The organism is Candidatus Enterococcus ikei, from assembly GCF_017316105.1.
In the GTDB taxonomy this organism is placed as follows: domain Bacteria; phylum Bacillota; class Bacilli; order Lactobacillales; family Enterococcaceae; genus Enterococcus_L; species Enterococcus_L ikei.
The window spans coordinates 1-16,471 of record NZ_JAFLWD010000011.1; the positions used below are offsets into that span (position 1 = coordinate 1).

At 34.4% G+C, this 16,471-nt stretch carries 12 protein-coding genes and 1 pseudogene; 1 reads left to right on the plus strand and 12 read right to left on the minus strand.

The window, feature by feature from the left end:
• Window positions 1-55 precede the first annotated feature (55 nt).
• The 10 genes and pseudogenes from JZO69_RS05520 to JZO69_RS05570 all read right to left on the minus strand — a co-directional run bounded on the left by JZO69_RS05520 (window position 56) and on the right by JZO69_RS05570 (window position 12,521).
• Window positions 56-1,312 carry an MFS transporter gene (locus JZO69_RS05520; protein ID WP_207111894.1) on the minus strand — a complete coding sequence of 419 codons (1,257 nt, stop codon included), beginning with the start codon at window positions 1,310-1,312 and terminating at the stop codon, window positions 56-58.
• A gap of 271 nt (window positions 1,313-1,583) precedes the next feature.
• Window positions 1,584-2,915, minus strand: coding sequence for a dihydrolipoyl dehydrogenase family protein (locus JZO69_RS05525; protein WP_207111895.1), 1,332 nt, complete (start codon window positions 2,913-2,915; stop codon window positions 1,584-1,586).
• 124 nt (window positions 2,916-3,039) lie between these two features.
• Window positions 3,040-3,441 (minus strand): annotated as a pseudogene (locus tag JZO69_RS16610) (SDR family NAD(P)-dependent oxidoreductase).
• A gap of 249 nt (window positions 3,442-3,690) precedes the next feature.
• Window positions 3,691-4,401 carry a hypothetical protein gene (locus JZO69_RS05540; protein ID WP_242586579.1) on the minus strand — a complete coding sequence of 237 codons (711 nt, stop codon included), beginning with the start codon at window positions 4,399-4,401 and terminating at the stop codon, window positions 3,691-3,693.
• Window positions 4,319-5,533, minus strand: a complete 1,215-nt coding sequence (locus JZO69_RS05545; protein WP_207111898.1) for a WxLIP family cell surface protein — start codon at window positions 5,531-5,533, stop codon at window positions 4,319-4,321. Before JZO69_RS05545 ends, JZO69_RS05540 begins: the two co-directional genes overlap by 83 nt.
• A 166-nt stretch (window positions 5,534-5,699) precedes the next feature.
• Window positions 5,700-6,533: a WxL domain-containing protein gene (locus tag JZO69_RS05550; protein ID WP_207111899.1), complete on the minus strand. Its 834-nt coding sequence runs from the start codon at window positions 6,531-6,533 to the stop codon at window positions 5,700-5,702.
• A gap of 60 nt (window positions 6,534-6,593) precedes the next feature.
• Window positions 6,594-7,517, minus strand: a complete 924-nt coding sequence (locus JZO69_RS05555; RefSeq protein ID WP_207111900.1) for a WxL domain-containing protein — start codon at window positions 7,515-7,517, stop codon at window positions 6,594-6,596.
• A gap of 50 nt (window positions 7,518-7,567) precedes the next feature.
• Window positions 7,568-7,882, minus strand: a complete 315-nt coding sequence (locus tag JZO69_RS05560; protein WP_242586582.1) for an LPXTG cell wall anchor domain-containing protein — start codon at window positions 7,880-7,882, stop codon at window positions 7,568-7,570.
• Window positions 7,883-7,899: 17 nt separating this feature from the next.
• A complete protein-coding gene (locus JZO69_RS05565; protein WP_207111901.1) occupies window positions 7,900-10,716 on the minus strand; it encodes a MucBP domain-containing protein in 2,817 nt (938 codons plus the stop codon).
• A 305-nt stretch (window positions 10,717-11,021) separates the two neighbouring features.
• Window positions 11,022-12,521, minus strand: a complete 1,500-nt coding sequence (locus JZO69_RS05570) for a helix-turn-helix domain-containing protein (protein WP_207111902.1) — start codon at window positions 12,519-12,521, stop codon at window positions 11,022-11,024.
• A gap of 538 nt (window positions 12,522-13,059) precedes the next feature.
• Between JZO69_RS05570 and JZO69_RS05575 the strand changes: the two genes are divergently transcribed.
• The gene (locus JZO69_RS05575) at window positions 13,060-13,587 is read left to right on the plus strand and encodes a LysM peptidoglycan-binding domain-containing protein (RefSeq protein WP_207111903.1); all 528 of its coding nucleotides are present in this window, start codon (window positions 13,060-13,062) and stop codon (window positions 13,585-13,587) included.
• A 110-nt stretch (window positions 13,588-13,697) separates the two neighbouring features.
• Here JZO69_RS05575 and JZO69_RS05580 read toward each other — a convergent pair whose 3' ends face one another.
• The gene (locus JZO69_RS05580) at window positions 13,698-15,224 is read right to left on the minus strand and encodes a bifunctional metallophosphatase/5'-nucleotidase (protein WP_207111904.1); all 1,527 of its coding nucleotides are present in this window, start codon (window positions 15,222-15,224) and stop codon (window positions 13,698-13,700) included.
• A 43-nt stretch (window positions 15,225-15,267) separates the two neighbouring features.
• Entirely contained in the window at window positions 15,268-16,458 is a 1,191-nt protein-coding gene (locus tag JZO69_RS05585; RefSeq protein WP_207111905.1) for a bifunctional metallophosphatase/5'-nucleotidase, read from the minus strand.
• Window positions 16,459-16,471: the final 13 nt, after the last annotated feature.

Below are 16,471 nucleotides of genomic sequence, written 5' to 3' on the forward strand. Positions count from 1 at the left end.
TAAAAAAGAAAGGTCTGTCTTTTTCTTCTAGACAGACCTTTCTTTTTTAGTTTTATCACTCAACGATTCCTTTTAACTCAACGACTTCTTTATCGATTTCTTGCCACTCACTCATTACTTTTTTATAACGGTATCGAATAATCACTGCTGCAACAACGCCAATAGCTGTCAATACAATGTTCAACCAAAAAATCAGCGAAACATTAATTTTTTCCAATTGTCCTGTAATATATGGAATGATCATTACAGAAACCGATGTTGCAATCGAATAATAACTAGTGATCCGACCTTTCCCTTTTGAAAACAACTCCAACAATACTGCTAATCCCAACTGCCAGATTCCTCCGGCTGCAAAAACTCCGATACCAATCGATCCAGCTAAAAACATTGGAACACTTGGAAAGACAGTCATTCCAATCAGCAATAACAATGAAACGACCGTGCACCAAACAAGTAATAAAGTTGGTGCTACACCTCTTTTTACGATCAAAGACGTTAAAAATACCGATGCAAAAGAACCGATACTATATGCACTGACCAAAACTAAGCTATTTGAATGATTCATCAGATTCAATGATTCTGCAAATGATGGTACCCACAAAATAAAAATATTAAACGTAGACACACAAGTAAAACTAAACACTAACAATGCCAATCCTTCAACTTTAAACAGCGGTTGTTTTCTTTTGGCACTTACTTCTTCTTTAATTATTTTAGATGTACTCTCATCAACCTCTGCTCTTTCTGGAAATCCTAGCTTAGAAATATACAGCAAATTAAGAAACAACCCTAACGCACATCCAATGAAAACAAGTCCATAATAAATTCCATGGTTCAACATAAATCGTGTTAGCAACGGTAAAATAAACTGCCCTAAAGAAATAAAGGCTTTGTTCAACACACTAAGTGAACTATTGTCTTTTTCATTTGGGTAAGCTTCCATCAAGGTTGGATATGTACTTGTATCTAAAAAGGCATTACTAAACCCAGCAAATAAAGCAAAGAAGAGCCCTTGTAAATAATTTTGACTGACTAAGATTCCAAGGAAAAAGATCAAGTAACTAATGATTCCTAACTGTACTGTCTTCTTGCGTCCAAATTTATCCGAAAAATAACCAGCAAAATACAAAATCAACACACGTCCTAGACCAATTCCGCTAATCACCAAGGTCACCTGCTGAACAGTCGCTTGCCAACTATCCATCAAAGCATTAAGATTCTGAGATAAAATAATTGCCGCCATTCCTTGAAAAATAAAATTCGTATATAAAGAGCCAATCAAAGTGGTATAATTTTTTTTCGTTGTTTCCATTGCCATTCTCCTAGCTATTTAAAATTAACTTTGTTCACTTTTTCACTATCTATAGTTTAAAAAGAATTTTCCATAATATCTAATGCTTTATTTTTATACGATCTATAAATTATATTTATGAATCATCATTTACAACCTGTTTTCTTAGGCCATTAAAGCAATTATCCTATTATTGCTTACACCTAGCTGCAAGTCAACATATAATTTTTTCTATAATAAATAATTAAAAAAGCTATAAACGAATCAAAAACGATTCGTTTACAGCCTATTTTTAATAAAGATAACTTAAATCGCTAGAAACTGTTGGATAAAGCATGATCATTTCATTTACTTTCTCAGATGACAATTTTTGGTTGATTATCAGAGTGAACATATTAATCAATTGATCAGCTTCGTTCCCTAAAATCGTTGCACCAACAAGTAGGTCCGTTGTTTTGTCCCTAATGATTTTGGCTTTGACTAAGGGCTCGTTGAGATGTTTATACGTAAACCATTTTGATAAATCTAAATCCTCTGACTCATAGTTTTCATGCTCTTGTGTCGCTTTATCCGTCAAACCGACTTGTGCTAGTTTAGGTGAGCTAAAGATAATGGTTGGCAAGGTAGGATAGTCAATGCTTTCGTCTAATGTTCCACTAAGGATTTTAGCAAGATAGCTACCTTCAAAACTAGCAACAGGGGTCAATTTCGGGTTATTTTTTTGTAAGCAATCTCCTAATGCATAGATATTTTCTACTGACGTTTGTAAATAATCATTTACTTTGATGCCTTTATGAGTATAATCGACACCAATTTTTTCCAAGTTCAAACCTTCAACATTAGGAATTCGACCGGTTGCACAAAAGACCTGATCCACTAATAATGTTTCTTGACTGATCAGCGTTATTTCAAATTTCTCCTCTTTCTTTGTAATTGCTGTAGCTGATTCGTTAAAGTGAAAATGAATACCGCGATTTTGGAGATTTTCGATCAGATAACGGGTCATGTCTTCATCGAATCCTTTCAGCGGTCGTTCATTATGATGAAGCAGATGAACTTCACTGCCACAGCTGTTAGCAATATTGGCCAACTCAAGAGAAATATAGCCACCGCCAACAAATACGATTTTTTCAGGCAATTCTTTCATACTTAAAAAATCAGTGCTCGTAGCAAAATTTTCTTTTCCAGGAATGTCTAAAATAGCGGGGCGCTGTCCTGTAGCTAGAATAAATTGATCTGACTGATATTCCTTGTTTTCGACTATGATTGTATGCGTATCTTTAAAACTAGCTTTTCCAGTGATTGTCTGAATCCCTGCACTTGTTAAACCAGCTTTTTGTTCAACAGGTACTGGTTGAGTAAATGTTTCCTTAAACGCCATTAGTTCGCTCCAATTTAAGTTGGGCACTGCATCAAAACCCTTATTTTTCAATTGAGCTAAACGATCTCTTGCTTCAACAGCTCCATAAAGAACTTTTTTAGGGTCACATCCTCGATTAGGACAAGTTCCGCCCCATAAATCTGCTTCGACTACAGCGATTTTTTTTCCTTCTGTAGCCAAGTCGTAGGCCGCTGCCATACCGCCAGGTCCACTGCCGATAATGATTACATCAAATTTATCCATTGTAACATCCTCCTTTATTTCCCACTCATTCAAGCTTTATCAATAATGGATCCGTTTTACACAATACAGATTCATTATATCAAGGGATCAAGGATAGTGCATATGATAGACTGTTTAAATTAGCTTATACAAGATCAAGATATACAAAAAAATTTACATGAACAGCCTGAATCCCCCATATAACACCGCCAGCGTTGATTCTAAAGACTTCATCAAACTGTTCTTGTGTGATCGTATCAATGGGTGTTATCGGTCCTATACCAGCATTGTTCACGATAACAGTAAAATCACCAAATGCTTTGAACGTCTTTTCAACCGCTGAAAAGACTTCCTTACATTTTGATACATCCACTTAAATCACTAGTAATCTATTAGCATAGTTAGCCAAACTTTCAGAAACTTCTTGTAAGTGTTGTAAATCACGACCTACAATACTGACCTTAAAACCATCTTCAAGTAACCTCTTAACAATTGCTAAACCTATTCCCCTACTTCCTCCAGTAACCAGTGCAACTTTTTGAACCATTTTAGCTCCTCCTTATTTTGGCATTCATTTTTTTGGTTGCTCAATCTAGTACTGAAAATAAGGCTACAAGGTCATGGATAAAAAGTAAAAAATATCATTTAACTATTAGAACAATATTCTATCAAAAAAAGGCTGAATCAAACACTGAACATGTTGATCCAACCTATTAAAATAGTACATTCCATATTTAAAAGTATACAAGTTCATCTCAAATTAAAATTCAAGTCACTTTTAAACATCTTTATCCATTCACTCATTAAATTTAAACGGAACACGTTCAGATGAAAAATAAGCATGATTTAAATAAAGTACCTGTTTGCTTTTCTCAAACGAGATTGGTTCTAATGTGAAATGAAAGTAATCATCAATATTTTTTTTACCAAATATCTTTTTCATTCCAGCTTCTGTATATTCAATGTGCAGGATTTTTTTATCATCCGTAATTTTTTTATACAGAGAATTTTCTTTTTGCAATGAAGAAATTTCCGTTTCTGGAATCTTTTTTTTATCTAAAATGATTTGTACTTTTGTTTGTTTTCCATCATACGTATTGATACCAGCAGCTTGCCACTGACCTTTATAAAGGAATGTATACCCTTCGATACCTTGATAATTTTCTATTTTAGCCGTCCATGATTTTCCTTCACTTGATAAATTTATTCCAAGTTCAGGATTGCCCCATGTTCCACTGATTTTAGATGGAAAAGGGTAAGAGAGGTAACTTCCGATACCAACCCCGATAAGCAACATAGCCAATAACCCCAGCAATACATAAAACATCGTTGGCCTAACTAAAACTTCTTCAAATGACTCATCATCCATATTCATTTCATCTTCCAACAAAGCTTCTTCAGCTAACGTTATTTCTTCAAAACCACTATCTTTTTCGTTTTCCAGACGGTGTGGATGATTTGCCAGCTGGTTTTCTTTTTGCTCCTGATGATTGTTTTCCTGATCCATTACTTGCTTCCTTTCCTTTTTTATTGGCTGGTCGTTTACCTTTACCTTTTTTTCTACGTTGCTTTTTCTTACGTTTTTTTGATAAAGTAACCAATAAAATAATGATTAGCAGTAATAAAATAGCGGCCCCGATTGCTCCGTAAATGATATATTTCGTATAATCTTTTTCTAGATCAACCGCTTTGTCGTTTAATTCTTTGGCTTCTTTAGCGCTGATCGTAAAGTTCTGTTTAAAGTTCCATGTTTGGCCAGTGACTTCTGATTTTGCAGTCATTTCTAATTGATAACTACCAGCTTCAAATGGTTTATTATCCCATGAAATCGCATAGTCAAAATTTGTATTTGGTGCTACTCGATAATCGTTGACCTTATGTTCATGAAGAACATCAGAACTGCCTTTTTTCATGATTTTTGCATCATAGGTTACTTTATCAATAATGGTCGGTGTAGGATTTTGTAAATTAACTTTTACTGCATTTCTTCCAACTACTTGTGAAGCTACAATTTTCTTCACTTTTAGATCTGATTTTGGAAGTTCCTCATTTTCGCGTATTCTCATGGCAATTGTATATGCATACTTATTCGCTATGCTAAAGCCGCTATCTTCTTTTTCTGATTTTGAGTTACCTTCCTTTTCTCCTTCAGCATCTGTTACTCGAATACCACCATATATAATCCCCTCAAAAGGTTCTGTTGGAATCGTTAGATTAATTTTAACATCCGCTTCACTTTTAGCAGGTATACTTATAAATTCATCGGTTTTAGCAATGTCTGATAACGGTATTTTCATACTTTCATCCCGTTTTGAAGCATCTAAAGCATAGACAAACGAACCACTTGCTCCTGTATAAGCAGGATTAATTTCAATTTTTGCTGTTGTTTCTTTATCGCCCATATTATAGACTTTCAACGTTAATTCTTGTGTTTGTCCTGGTTTTACCTCTAAGTCATAATACCCCGCATCTTTTGTCAGTTGATTATCTGGTAATTCTGCTTTAACAGATAAATTAGATTCTTCGCCTTCTGCATACACATTTGCTGGAATAAAAAAACAAATTGTAGCTATTAAACAAATTAAAATAAAGCTCTTCTTAACGAAAGAAGTATGTATTTTCTGAGTTACGTTTTGCATGGTTACTTTCCTCTCAGTTGCTTGATTTACGAATGAAAAAGGTAGGTGTAAAAATGAAAAACTTCTCGTTTTCACACCACCATTTATTCGTATTTAGAGGCTGTAGTGAAACCATTTTAACGTTTCACCACAGCCCTCTTAAATATGCTTATTTAATATTCTTTTTTTATGGCTCTACAGTTAATGACCATGTAAGTTTTGTCGAGTAGTTTTTAGCTTGTGCTTTATCTGATGCTGGAACATTTAACTGAACATCATCATATCGTGCATCTAAAGCTGGTGCTGAAGTTGCATTTGGACCATAATTGCTTTCATCATAGTTCTCTTTGAAAACAACCGATGAAATCGAACCATTCGTTGTTCCTTCATCTGTATCTACCTTTTTTGAAGCAAATACACCTAGTGAGTCTGGTTTATCACCAGCTACAGGAATCACAGCGTGTCCACTTTCAGGAATTGTCACACCTGTTACCATATTACTAGCATTAGAATTATTTAAATTATTTGTAAATGATTGTTTGAAAATGCGAATACGTGAATTAGTCAGCTCATGACCACCCGTTTCTTTGCCACTTTCTTTGAATGTTGTATCTTGTGTTACTGAGACCTTCCAATCTGTTGCACGTTTTCCTGAAAAATCTCCAACTTGGACAAATAATGGTATAGCGTACTTAGTGTCTGTACTGCCACTGTATGCATATGCTTCATGGACAACGTCTAAGTCATCCCCTTTTGCTTTTAATTCATTTGTACCAAAATCAAATGTTGGAACATGCAGTAATTGTACACCTTTAACGCCTACTTTTTCACCACCGATCACAATCTCGTCGTCTGTTCCTGGCTTGACAGGATCCACAAGATCTTTTGGCACTGTAAAAGTTGCCTTCCCATCTGATTTTGCAGACTTTGTTTCTGGTGCTGCAGATGCGATTTGTGCTGTTGCAAATAAGCTAGTTAATACAACTGCACAAATTCCACTATATATAATTGATTTTTTCATTTTTTCCTCCTTGATTTTAAACCTCTTAAAATAAATACCCCTTTTGTTTGTAACTACTTTCTATTCTTCAGATGGTGCTTCCTCTGATGTTCCTGGTTCTACAGCTAGTGTCCAAGTTAATTGTGTTGTATACTTTTTAGCTTTTGCTTGATCACTTGCTGGAACGTTTAGTTTTACGCCATTATAAGCGACTGTTTCTTTTGTTTTTTCTGGATTATAATTATTTGCATCATAACCATTACTGAAAACAGCTGAAGTTGTTGAAGCGTTAGTAAAACCAGGTTTATTGTTCTTCAATACAGTTAGTGATCCTTCTGTAGTGCCAGCTAATGGAATAGCAGAGTGCTTGCCAAAAACTGCATCTTCTGTCTCTAATCCAACCCCTGTAATTTCCGCTGCTAATGCTTCACTATTACGCAATGTATTGGTAAATGTGTTCTCAAAAATACGAATTCGTGCATTTGATAATTTTGATCTAGAAACTCCATCAGATTCACCAGATTCAAATGGTGCATCTTGTACAACAGATAAGCTCCAAGTTGCCTTTTCATTCCCAGAAACATCACTTACTTGAACTGAATGAGGCATGTAGAAAACCGCTGGGTCAGTTTTTTCGTCAGTTTTTTCCAAGTTGTCTTCTTTAATAGTTTTTAATTTACGTTCTTCTGTATAAGCTGGGTATTCTACAGTCTTGACACTTGTTTTGTTCTTTGTCCCAAAGTTGAAGTTTGGTAAATGAGTAACATAGATTCCACCATTATTTGGTAATGGGACAATATTTCCTTTATCGTCTTTATCCTCTTCAAGCTCTTCTCCATCCTTAGGACCCTCTTCTGGTTTTACGGTTCCTGGTTTATCCCCATGAATAAAACCAACTTCCCCAGTTGTTTTGCTACTTGTTAATTCTTCAGCAGAAGCCACTTGTGCTCCAACTGATAAGATCATAGTGCTTAATAGTAAACTTGCTAACATTTTTTTCTTCATTCTATACTCCTCTTTCTTCTCTTTTATTATTGTTAAACTAGACGTGTTGTCTACGAGCAACCCTGGTTGTTTCGCCTCTTTATTACGATAATAATCGCTGTTACTACCAAGGAAATCATTCCAATAATAGTTAAGTATCTCAGAAATTCTTCTCCGGTTTTTGGTAACAGTCCACTACTTTGTTTTTTAGGTTTTTCTTGATTGATTGGCGATTCTGATTCTTTTGTTCCATCTTCATTGCCATCAATAAACCCGATTTCTCCACCTGTTTTTCCATTTGATTGAGCCGCCATTGCTGTCACACTGTTTACAAGAAATACACTAATCAACAGAAGGAACAGTAAACAAATTTTTTTCTTTTTCATTTTTTGATCCCCTTGTCTCATGGTTCCTGAACTAATTCCCAAGTGATTTCAGCTTTGTAGCTTCCTTTAATTGCACCGCTACCTTTAGGAACAAGTAGTTTCAAGCCTTCTTTTTTATCTGTCTGATTTGCCAATTCTAATTCATAATTCGTTTGTGGACGTGCTGTTTTATTACTGTAAATCTCTACTCCATTCTTATCAGATATAACGTGATCCGTTTCACCATTGTTGTATATGATTTGGGCATCTTTTAATACATCACCACTTATTTCATGTTTAAAAGGTTTAGACAACGAGCCATTAATTGTAAATTGTCCTCGCTTAAATCCTTCATTCGGAGCTGTTCGTCCACGCTTATCTTCAATATTTAACTTAAATGGACCTGTAGAAGCATATTCTAATTCTTGATCGCGGGACTGAATCACTCCTGTTTTAAAGAGCATTTCATTTGTAGCTCCTATAGCTACTTGCCCCTTAAAGATATAGGTTCTTTCATTTTCGCCCACTAGTATTTCGACGTTTTTCTCATCATCTGGTGGTGTCAGTAATTCATACAAATCATCAGTGATTGCTTTCACAACCGTTGAAACCTCTGTTTCAGCAGTTAAGTCAACAACTTCTTTAGGTTTTTTCAACAACGTAACGACAGGGCTGATCTCATTTCCGTCTTCGTCTTTAAAGTAAATTTTTAATTCAACTTCACTTTTACGGTAGAATAACTTGATCGTTTGGACTTCTTTTTTGATACTTCCTGTTAATGGTGCACCTTCTGAACGCACATAATCAAAGTCTGGTACTACTTCAGTAAGCGGATCGATTGTATAGGAATCCCCAATGATTCCAGGAATCGTTTTCTCTTCTTTAAGCTTTATGTTCGTTGAATCTTCATAATATTCAACTACCACATTTGATTCATTTGATTCTGCATAAACTTTATAGACATTTTTAGCAGCATCAAATGTTACTTTATGGGTTGCCGCAGTCAAAGAACTAGCGCCTGAGCCAGTAAAATCTAATTTGTTGTATTCTGCTACGCCAAGTCTCGTACTCACGATTTTCAAAGCCTGAGCCTTAGTCAAACTTGCTCCATACTTCAAAGAAGACAACGCAGGATCTTTTAATGCATAATCCTTACCACTATATAATTGATAATTGGAACCAACAATCGTTTGGTTCAATTCATAATTAGTCGCACTAGTAGTAGCTCCTGTTCCTTTATACTTATAAACTTCTATAGCCGCTTCCGTATAAGGATGGAACAAGTTCGGTAATGTTTTGAATGGGCTGTTATGCTCTTGATATTCTGGCGCTGAAAAACTTACTCCGTTCGTTTTCGTTCCTAAAGTACTTGTTGTTCCCATTACAGAAGAAGTTGTATCATCAAAAACAGCTTTAAAGACACCTGAATCTGCAACATCTGTATCACCATCATTCTTGTTTGCAATCGTTAGTGATTTTTTCGTGGGTGATGTTAGAACAGGATTATTCTTTGATGTTAACGACGATGCAACATAACTATACTTTCCGAAATTTAAATCTGCTTGGTATGCTCGTGACGGGTTAACTGGTAACGAGTCGGTAAATAGCTTCATAAATGTAGTGGTTGCTTCTGAGGCCTGAACAGCGTGTGGATCTGTACTTGTTCTATTTGTCTCTGTCACAGCCATCCAATTCCAGAACTTCCGATCTTTTACCACATCATCTTGTAAACTATTGTAAGTTCCAGTTTGACCAGGGCTTTCAATTGCTCCACCAGCCCAACGTGGAAGTCCCGTTTTAGGATTGTAATTGCCTGAATGATCGTACCTAACCGCAATATAAATAGGACCTTGATCACCAGCAACAGGTATGTTGTTAAATCGTGTTAAGATATCCTTGTAGTCAGTAACTACGTTTTTAGTGGGATTGTTAACAGGTCGAGCTGCAAGCTGAAAATCAGACAAATAGACAATAACAGGAATAGCATCAGGATTCTTTTCTCTTTCCATGATTGGCACTACATACTCTAGATTACCAACTTGATTGTCTTCATTGTAGGTCTTATCTTTTTCAAATGATTTGTCTACCATTTGTTCCCAACCTGGGACTTTTTCTAAAAATCCTTTTTGATTAACATCATCATTGATTGTTGTATTGTTTCGAGTAGGTGAATTTAGACCAAAGATTCGGATTCGACTTCCAGTGAAATCATTTAGCACTAGTTTCGACAGGTTTATGATCATTTCTTTCCCGTGAAAACGAGGAATTGCAGGATCTAACCCCGCAATTGGACTATCCATTGAACCCGACCAATCCAAGACAAACATTACATCATATTTTACTTTTTTATTTGCAGGCAACCCTAAAACTGTTGGCAAGTCATATTCCAATTCATACTGACCATCAGTATTCGGAAAGTTGTTCAAAGATTTAACTGACGAATCTAATTTACCTAGCACAGTAACTGTTTCTAACTTTCTCACAGTCTCTATCAGCAACATTCTAGATAAATCTGAACTAATACCCGCTTCAGCAGCCAAACTTGATTGGTAAGCTTTATCTAACGCTGCTAATGAGCCTTCTGTCCAAGACTTATTTCCTTTGTAAGGTCTGTTTTTATCTGTTCCTTTTTGTTTGTCTAAAAAACTTTTGACTTCGCTTTTTGCTGTAGATAAATCGCCTGATTCCCAATTCTTATAGTTAGAATTTTCAATAATTCTTGCTGTAGAACTGTCTTCTGCTTTGATTTGTGTCACATTTTTCAAGATAAATGTACCAATGAATAAGATACATATAATACTTACCACAATGATTGAAATAGTTTTAACACCCTTTTTATTTCCAGTATTGCTCATTTTCTCCTCCTTTCCATCCAACATTTCATGTATAATATACAAATATCATACAAATATATTTCAATTTTATACTAAAAGTAAAAAATGAAATGCTATGTTGCTAAACCAGTAATTGCTTGTAATATAAATAGTTTTCTCTATTATTTTTAACAAAATTATATCTTTTTCACTGCTTTTTATTTATACACTTTTTTTTTGCAAAAAAAAAATCATCATTTCCTCTATGTAAAGGAAACAATGATTTTCATATTTTTAAAATACATGATAATATAGTAATTTTATTTCTTACAACTACGTATGATTCTTTACCAAGATTTATTCTGACTGATTTTTTTGGTTATTTCTTTAAGTATTGTTTCGCATAAAATATCGAAATATTGCGCATCTGAAAACGTTGGGACGTAAATTCTTAATGACTGCTCTTTATGATTTGAATAATTTTTATCTGAAACAATTAAGTCAGTTGATTCGTCACAAAAATTGACAAGTTCTACATTTTCAGCAAATACTTGCTTTATTTTTGCTTTTAAAATGTCTGCTACATATACTTTAGAAATTTGAACATGTACGCGAACAGTGACAATATTTTCTAACTCTACTCTAGATACAAGACTATACACCAATAAGAATAGTTGGTTTATCAATACATCTCCTTTTTCCCCATGAAACCACTCCTTAAAAAATAGATTATTCCGGATCTCTTTTTTAGTAGGAGACATAATGCCTTTGATTTTCTCCAACAACTCTTTTTCATAATTGGTTCTAGAATAATAGTTTTCTTCATCATATACATACAAAAATTTTCTAGAATCAATAAAGCTAAAATACACATATAATAAAAACATTGTTACATCTTGGTTGACTAATTGTCCGCGCTCATTATCATCATCAAAAAATTCTGAGAGTATATTTTGAACTAGATAGTCTCTCGTCTCCTTGAAATTTTCGAAACGATCAATATCAATAATCATCTCTTCCTCTAAGTAAGGGTTTGGTACAATTAGTTGCCCCCGAATGGAAAATAAAAAAAGAAACTGCGTTTCCTCTGCTTTATTTTTAAAATAAGGACAATATGTATTTATATAATTAGCAATCCCCTTATAAACCCGTTCATAACTCCCATTTTTTTTGAATTGAATCGGTGTTTTTTGATCTACATAAAAGCCTTGAGTATTTCTGATTTTACAAATAAACACCAATAAACACACCATACTTTTTTTTGATGTATCAAATTTTGTATTCTCAAAAAAAGAAGTTGATAACGATCGCTCTATGTCACTATAGCTTTCTTCTGAAAAAAACCATTTTGAATGGGCAAATGAAAAAAATAAGAAATAGAAATTACGAATCCGATATTCGTCTCCAATCAAAACATTTTCTTTAGACAGCGTAAAATGAAATGTTTGCAATATGTTCTTCAGCTGATTTTTATATCGCGTAAACGTTGCTTCACTGATAAAATTGGTTGTGCAAATTTTATTCTTATCGAGGTATCCTCGTAAGAATAGCTCTTTGATCATAATGTAAATAACTGATTTTTCCAAATAAAAAAACGCTGCATCTGCTAATGAAATATTAGATACAATAATCGAAATTATATTACCATTCTCATTATAATTAATGGTCATTTTTGTTTCATCAAGATACGGGTTATCTTTTAAAGACAATACGATTCCTCTAACTGTTTTATCTGATAAACCAGTAGCTACGACTAAATCTGATATTTTTACTTCTTTTAATTCCTTGATTAAATATGCAAGTACCTCTATTTTTCTATTATCAATATCGCTGATAAACAACTTCATGAATTCCCCTCCTATTCAACAAGCTTAAGTCTAATTTGTTCGTCCTAAATTAGTGTAGTCTTTCACTAAAGATTACTTTGATAAAGTGACATAACAAAGAAAAACTCTTTCTCTTAACTCTATTTTCTACATTGTCCATGTTTATCAATCCTTACTCATTATATAGTTAATAAACCAAATAAGCACTAGTCTATACTAAAAAAATAATTTTTTACTACTAAATAATAAATCAAACGAAAACGATTATCATATAAACATTTCATATTAGCCGTATAATTAATCAATAAACAAAACAAACAATCGATAATTATATCAAAAAAACAAAAAAACAAGCCCGTTTATCAAAAAAATAAAAAAACAGTCGTTTATTTATAAATAAAAAGTGTTCTTTTATAATTTGATTTTTCCTCACATAAATTCTAGTCAACACTTTTTTTACGTTTTGCCCTTTGAGACAGCTACAACATTGTGATATACTAATAATGCTTTGTTTATAGTATTCATCTCATAAATTTGTTATGAAAGGAGTGAAACTATTTTGGAAGAAGAATACTCACGACGGAAACAACAACGTCCGCCAGCAACATCAAAGAAAACGATTGTTATTGTTATTTTATTGTTATTTTTAAATACTCTTGCATTAAGCTTGTTGCTCTTTTTAAATGTTCAAGCAAGCTCGAAACAAGAAGAACAATTATACAATATAGAAAAACAAGTCAGCCAACTTGACAAAGCAAAGGTAGTTGATGACCCTTCAACAGAAACTGACAGTACAGAGCATAACGTTCCTCTAAGAGAAAGTTCTACTCAAGTAAGTAGCACGGTTGAATCTAGTTCAAGTGTTGAATCTTCTACACAGCCAATTCAAACAACCCCTTCATCAGAGGTTACCGAACGCTCAACAGAACCTGTGGCTACGCCAACAGCAACAACATATGTTGTTCAGTCAGGCGACACCCTTTCTGTGATTGCTGAGAAGAATAAAATTTCGTTGCAAGATTTAATGCAAAAAAATAATTTGACTGATTCAACAGTTTACATTGGACAAGTGTTATCGTTGCAATAATTCACTATTTTCCCCTACATAATCTTATCCAAAAGGCGACAAAAAAGAGGATGCTGTAAAACGTTTAGTTTTACAGCATCCTCTTTTAGTTATCACGACACAAATGGCGATCACTTGCATGAATGAGTTATTTTGTAGTCCAACATTTTAGGTAGGTCGATTTCCTCTTGTGATTGTATATACGTCACAATGGATTCCACTATTTCTTGTGCACCTTCATTTATTACAGGACATTCAAGGTAGGTTGGAAAACCACCGCCACCACTTGCCCGATAGTCGCTTAAAGCAATCGTGAATTCATCCTCCTCTTCAATCAATTGATTTTTGTAGCGTAAAGCATTCACTCGATTTCCTAACTTTTGGCAAAGATCAACAGTGTATTCAACCCCAATAAAAAAGTCAAAATGATAATGTTCAACCTTAGGATATAAATAACTAGGAGAAATAATTACTTGATTCTGATCATCGATACTAAAGTAATTCGTATTTTTTTCGATAACTTCTTTCAATTGTTTACCAGTGATTCTCAAGGTAATCAGGTGATTCGTGTATGGATATGTTGCAATCACATCACGCATCGTGACTTCTTTATGAAAACCTGGTGATGTGTTAGCTAAAGAGACAACTGCTATCTGCGCTTGGCTCTCAGCCAGTTGAACAGCTCCAATCAGTTCGACAACTGGACTTCCACGCAACGCCATCTCTAATTTATCACCTGCCAATGCGTCACTGTTTAACTTACCAATTGTTTGATCTAACCAGCTTTGTACTTTGGTTTCCAAGGGTTGTAATTGTTCTAGCAACTCTACTTCTGGTTGAACACTAGGTTTACCAACTGTTGAGGTTATTTTAATGTTATTTTCTACTATTTCAATATCGATTTCAAAATAGGTCGTTGCATTAGCAGATGGTTGGACGATGTAAGTACCATGCAATAGTTGACCTTCGATCAATAAATGTTGATGACCTGTTAATAGTAGATCAAACTCAAGTTCTTCACAAATTTTATATCCTACATTTTCGCTGGTTTTAGATAATCGTTTTCCTGATTTTACGTCTCTTTCAAATCCACCATGATAAATGCAGATGGTTAGATCAACTTGGGGTTTTACTTCCTCAAGTGCTTGTTTAGCTGTTTCAAAGGGATCTGAAACTATAATATCTTTGATATTGTCCTCTTTTTCCCAAACATTGATGTAGTCTGTCACTACACCAACAATACCGACCTTTAGTCCATTCCCCAAGGTTTTGATTGTCCATGGAAATTTTTTTGTTTGATCCTTAGCATCTAGTATATTTTCACAAACACATACTGCATCTAGCGCTTCTAGATAGCGATACAGATAACTTGTACCAAAGTTTACATCATGGTTGCCTAAAGTAACAAAATCATAGCCTGTTTGATTCAGTACTTTCGCTTGAGGAAACCCTTCTTCTGGATGCGCTTGGCTATATGAAGCCAATGCTGAACCTTGAAGCATATCCCCACCATCGATAATCAATGTGTTCTGATCTTTTTGAAAATTAGGTATGCATTTTAAAAGACCCATTTCTTTTTCTTGTGTATCAGCATAATTGGTTGGAAATAAATAGCCGTGAACATCCGATGTATAATAAATTTTCAATTGTTGTTTCATCTAATTTCACCTCAAGTCTAACTTCTTTTTATTCTGATTAACTTTAGCTAATGCTTGCAATATATTCGTCGAACACATTATAAATATAATTCATTTCTAAGCGATAACTTGGAAAAAGTGCTGTATTTGCTGTTATTCGATAACCAGATTGCTTAGGTATTAGTTGATCCTGCTCTACTTTGATTCCTTGAATTTCTTGGCTTATCAGTAACTGTCTTAACTCGTTATGTGATACATGATATGTTGACAGTGTATAAGGCAGCATAAAACTTGCCAAGAAATCTCTGATCGTTTTTCCTTTAAGTTTCACCGCATAAAAAGTACCAGGTATTTTTCTCGATAAATATTGATACAAGAAACTTACATCTAGTTCTTGATCCAGCCAATTCTCATAATCAGCTTCGTCACCGAAAGAAGAAACGACTGTTGGATAGCCTGTAGTCGCAACTAATTGTGCCTGTTTTTCGACTACTTGATTATCTTGAACAGAAAAACACAACTCTCCAACATAATTTCCGCGATATCCTGGTTGCACAAAAGCTGTTTTCTTTAGAATACCTGTATTGATTCGATGCTGATGTCCGCAAATCACCCCATCGATTCCAGTAAGTTCATCAATAATACGATATGTCTGATCTTCTCCCGTATCGTATTGAGTTGGCTGCCCTGTGATCATGTCTCGTTCAATTCCTCCATGATAGCTTACAATCAAGACATCAACTTGTGCTCTTACAATTGGTACCCAGTGCTTTAAACTCTCGATCACATTAACAAATTTTACATCTTTGATTTGATCATAATCAGTAATTTGCGGCATTGCGCTAGTGATCACACCGATCACACCCACTTTATGATTTCCTCGTTCAATAATTGTATACGGTTCAAAAATTGGTTGATCTGCTAGATCCAAAACATTAGCACAAAGATATTTCCCTTTAAAGGCAGCTGCTTGTCTTTTTAAAAAAGCTATTCCGTAATCAAAATCATGATTGCCTGGCACCATAACGTCAAACCCAATTGTATTTGCCAACTCGATCAAAGGGGAGATTTCTTTAGTTGTATTAAAAAAAGTAGTTTCAGGACTTCCTACCAAAAAATCGCCGTTATCAATCAAGATCGGTTCATGATAATTTCCAGCAATTGCTGGAAGAGAGCCTAGACCGTTCTCTTCCTTAGCAGAAGCTGTTAAAAAACCATGGATGTCTGATGTGCTTAAGATTGTTAATTTATCCATTATTTACCTCACG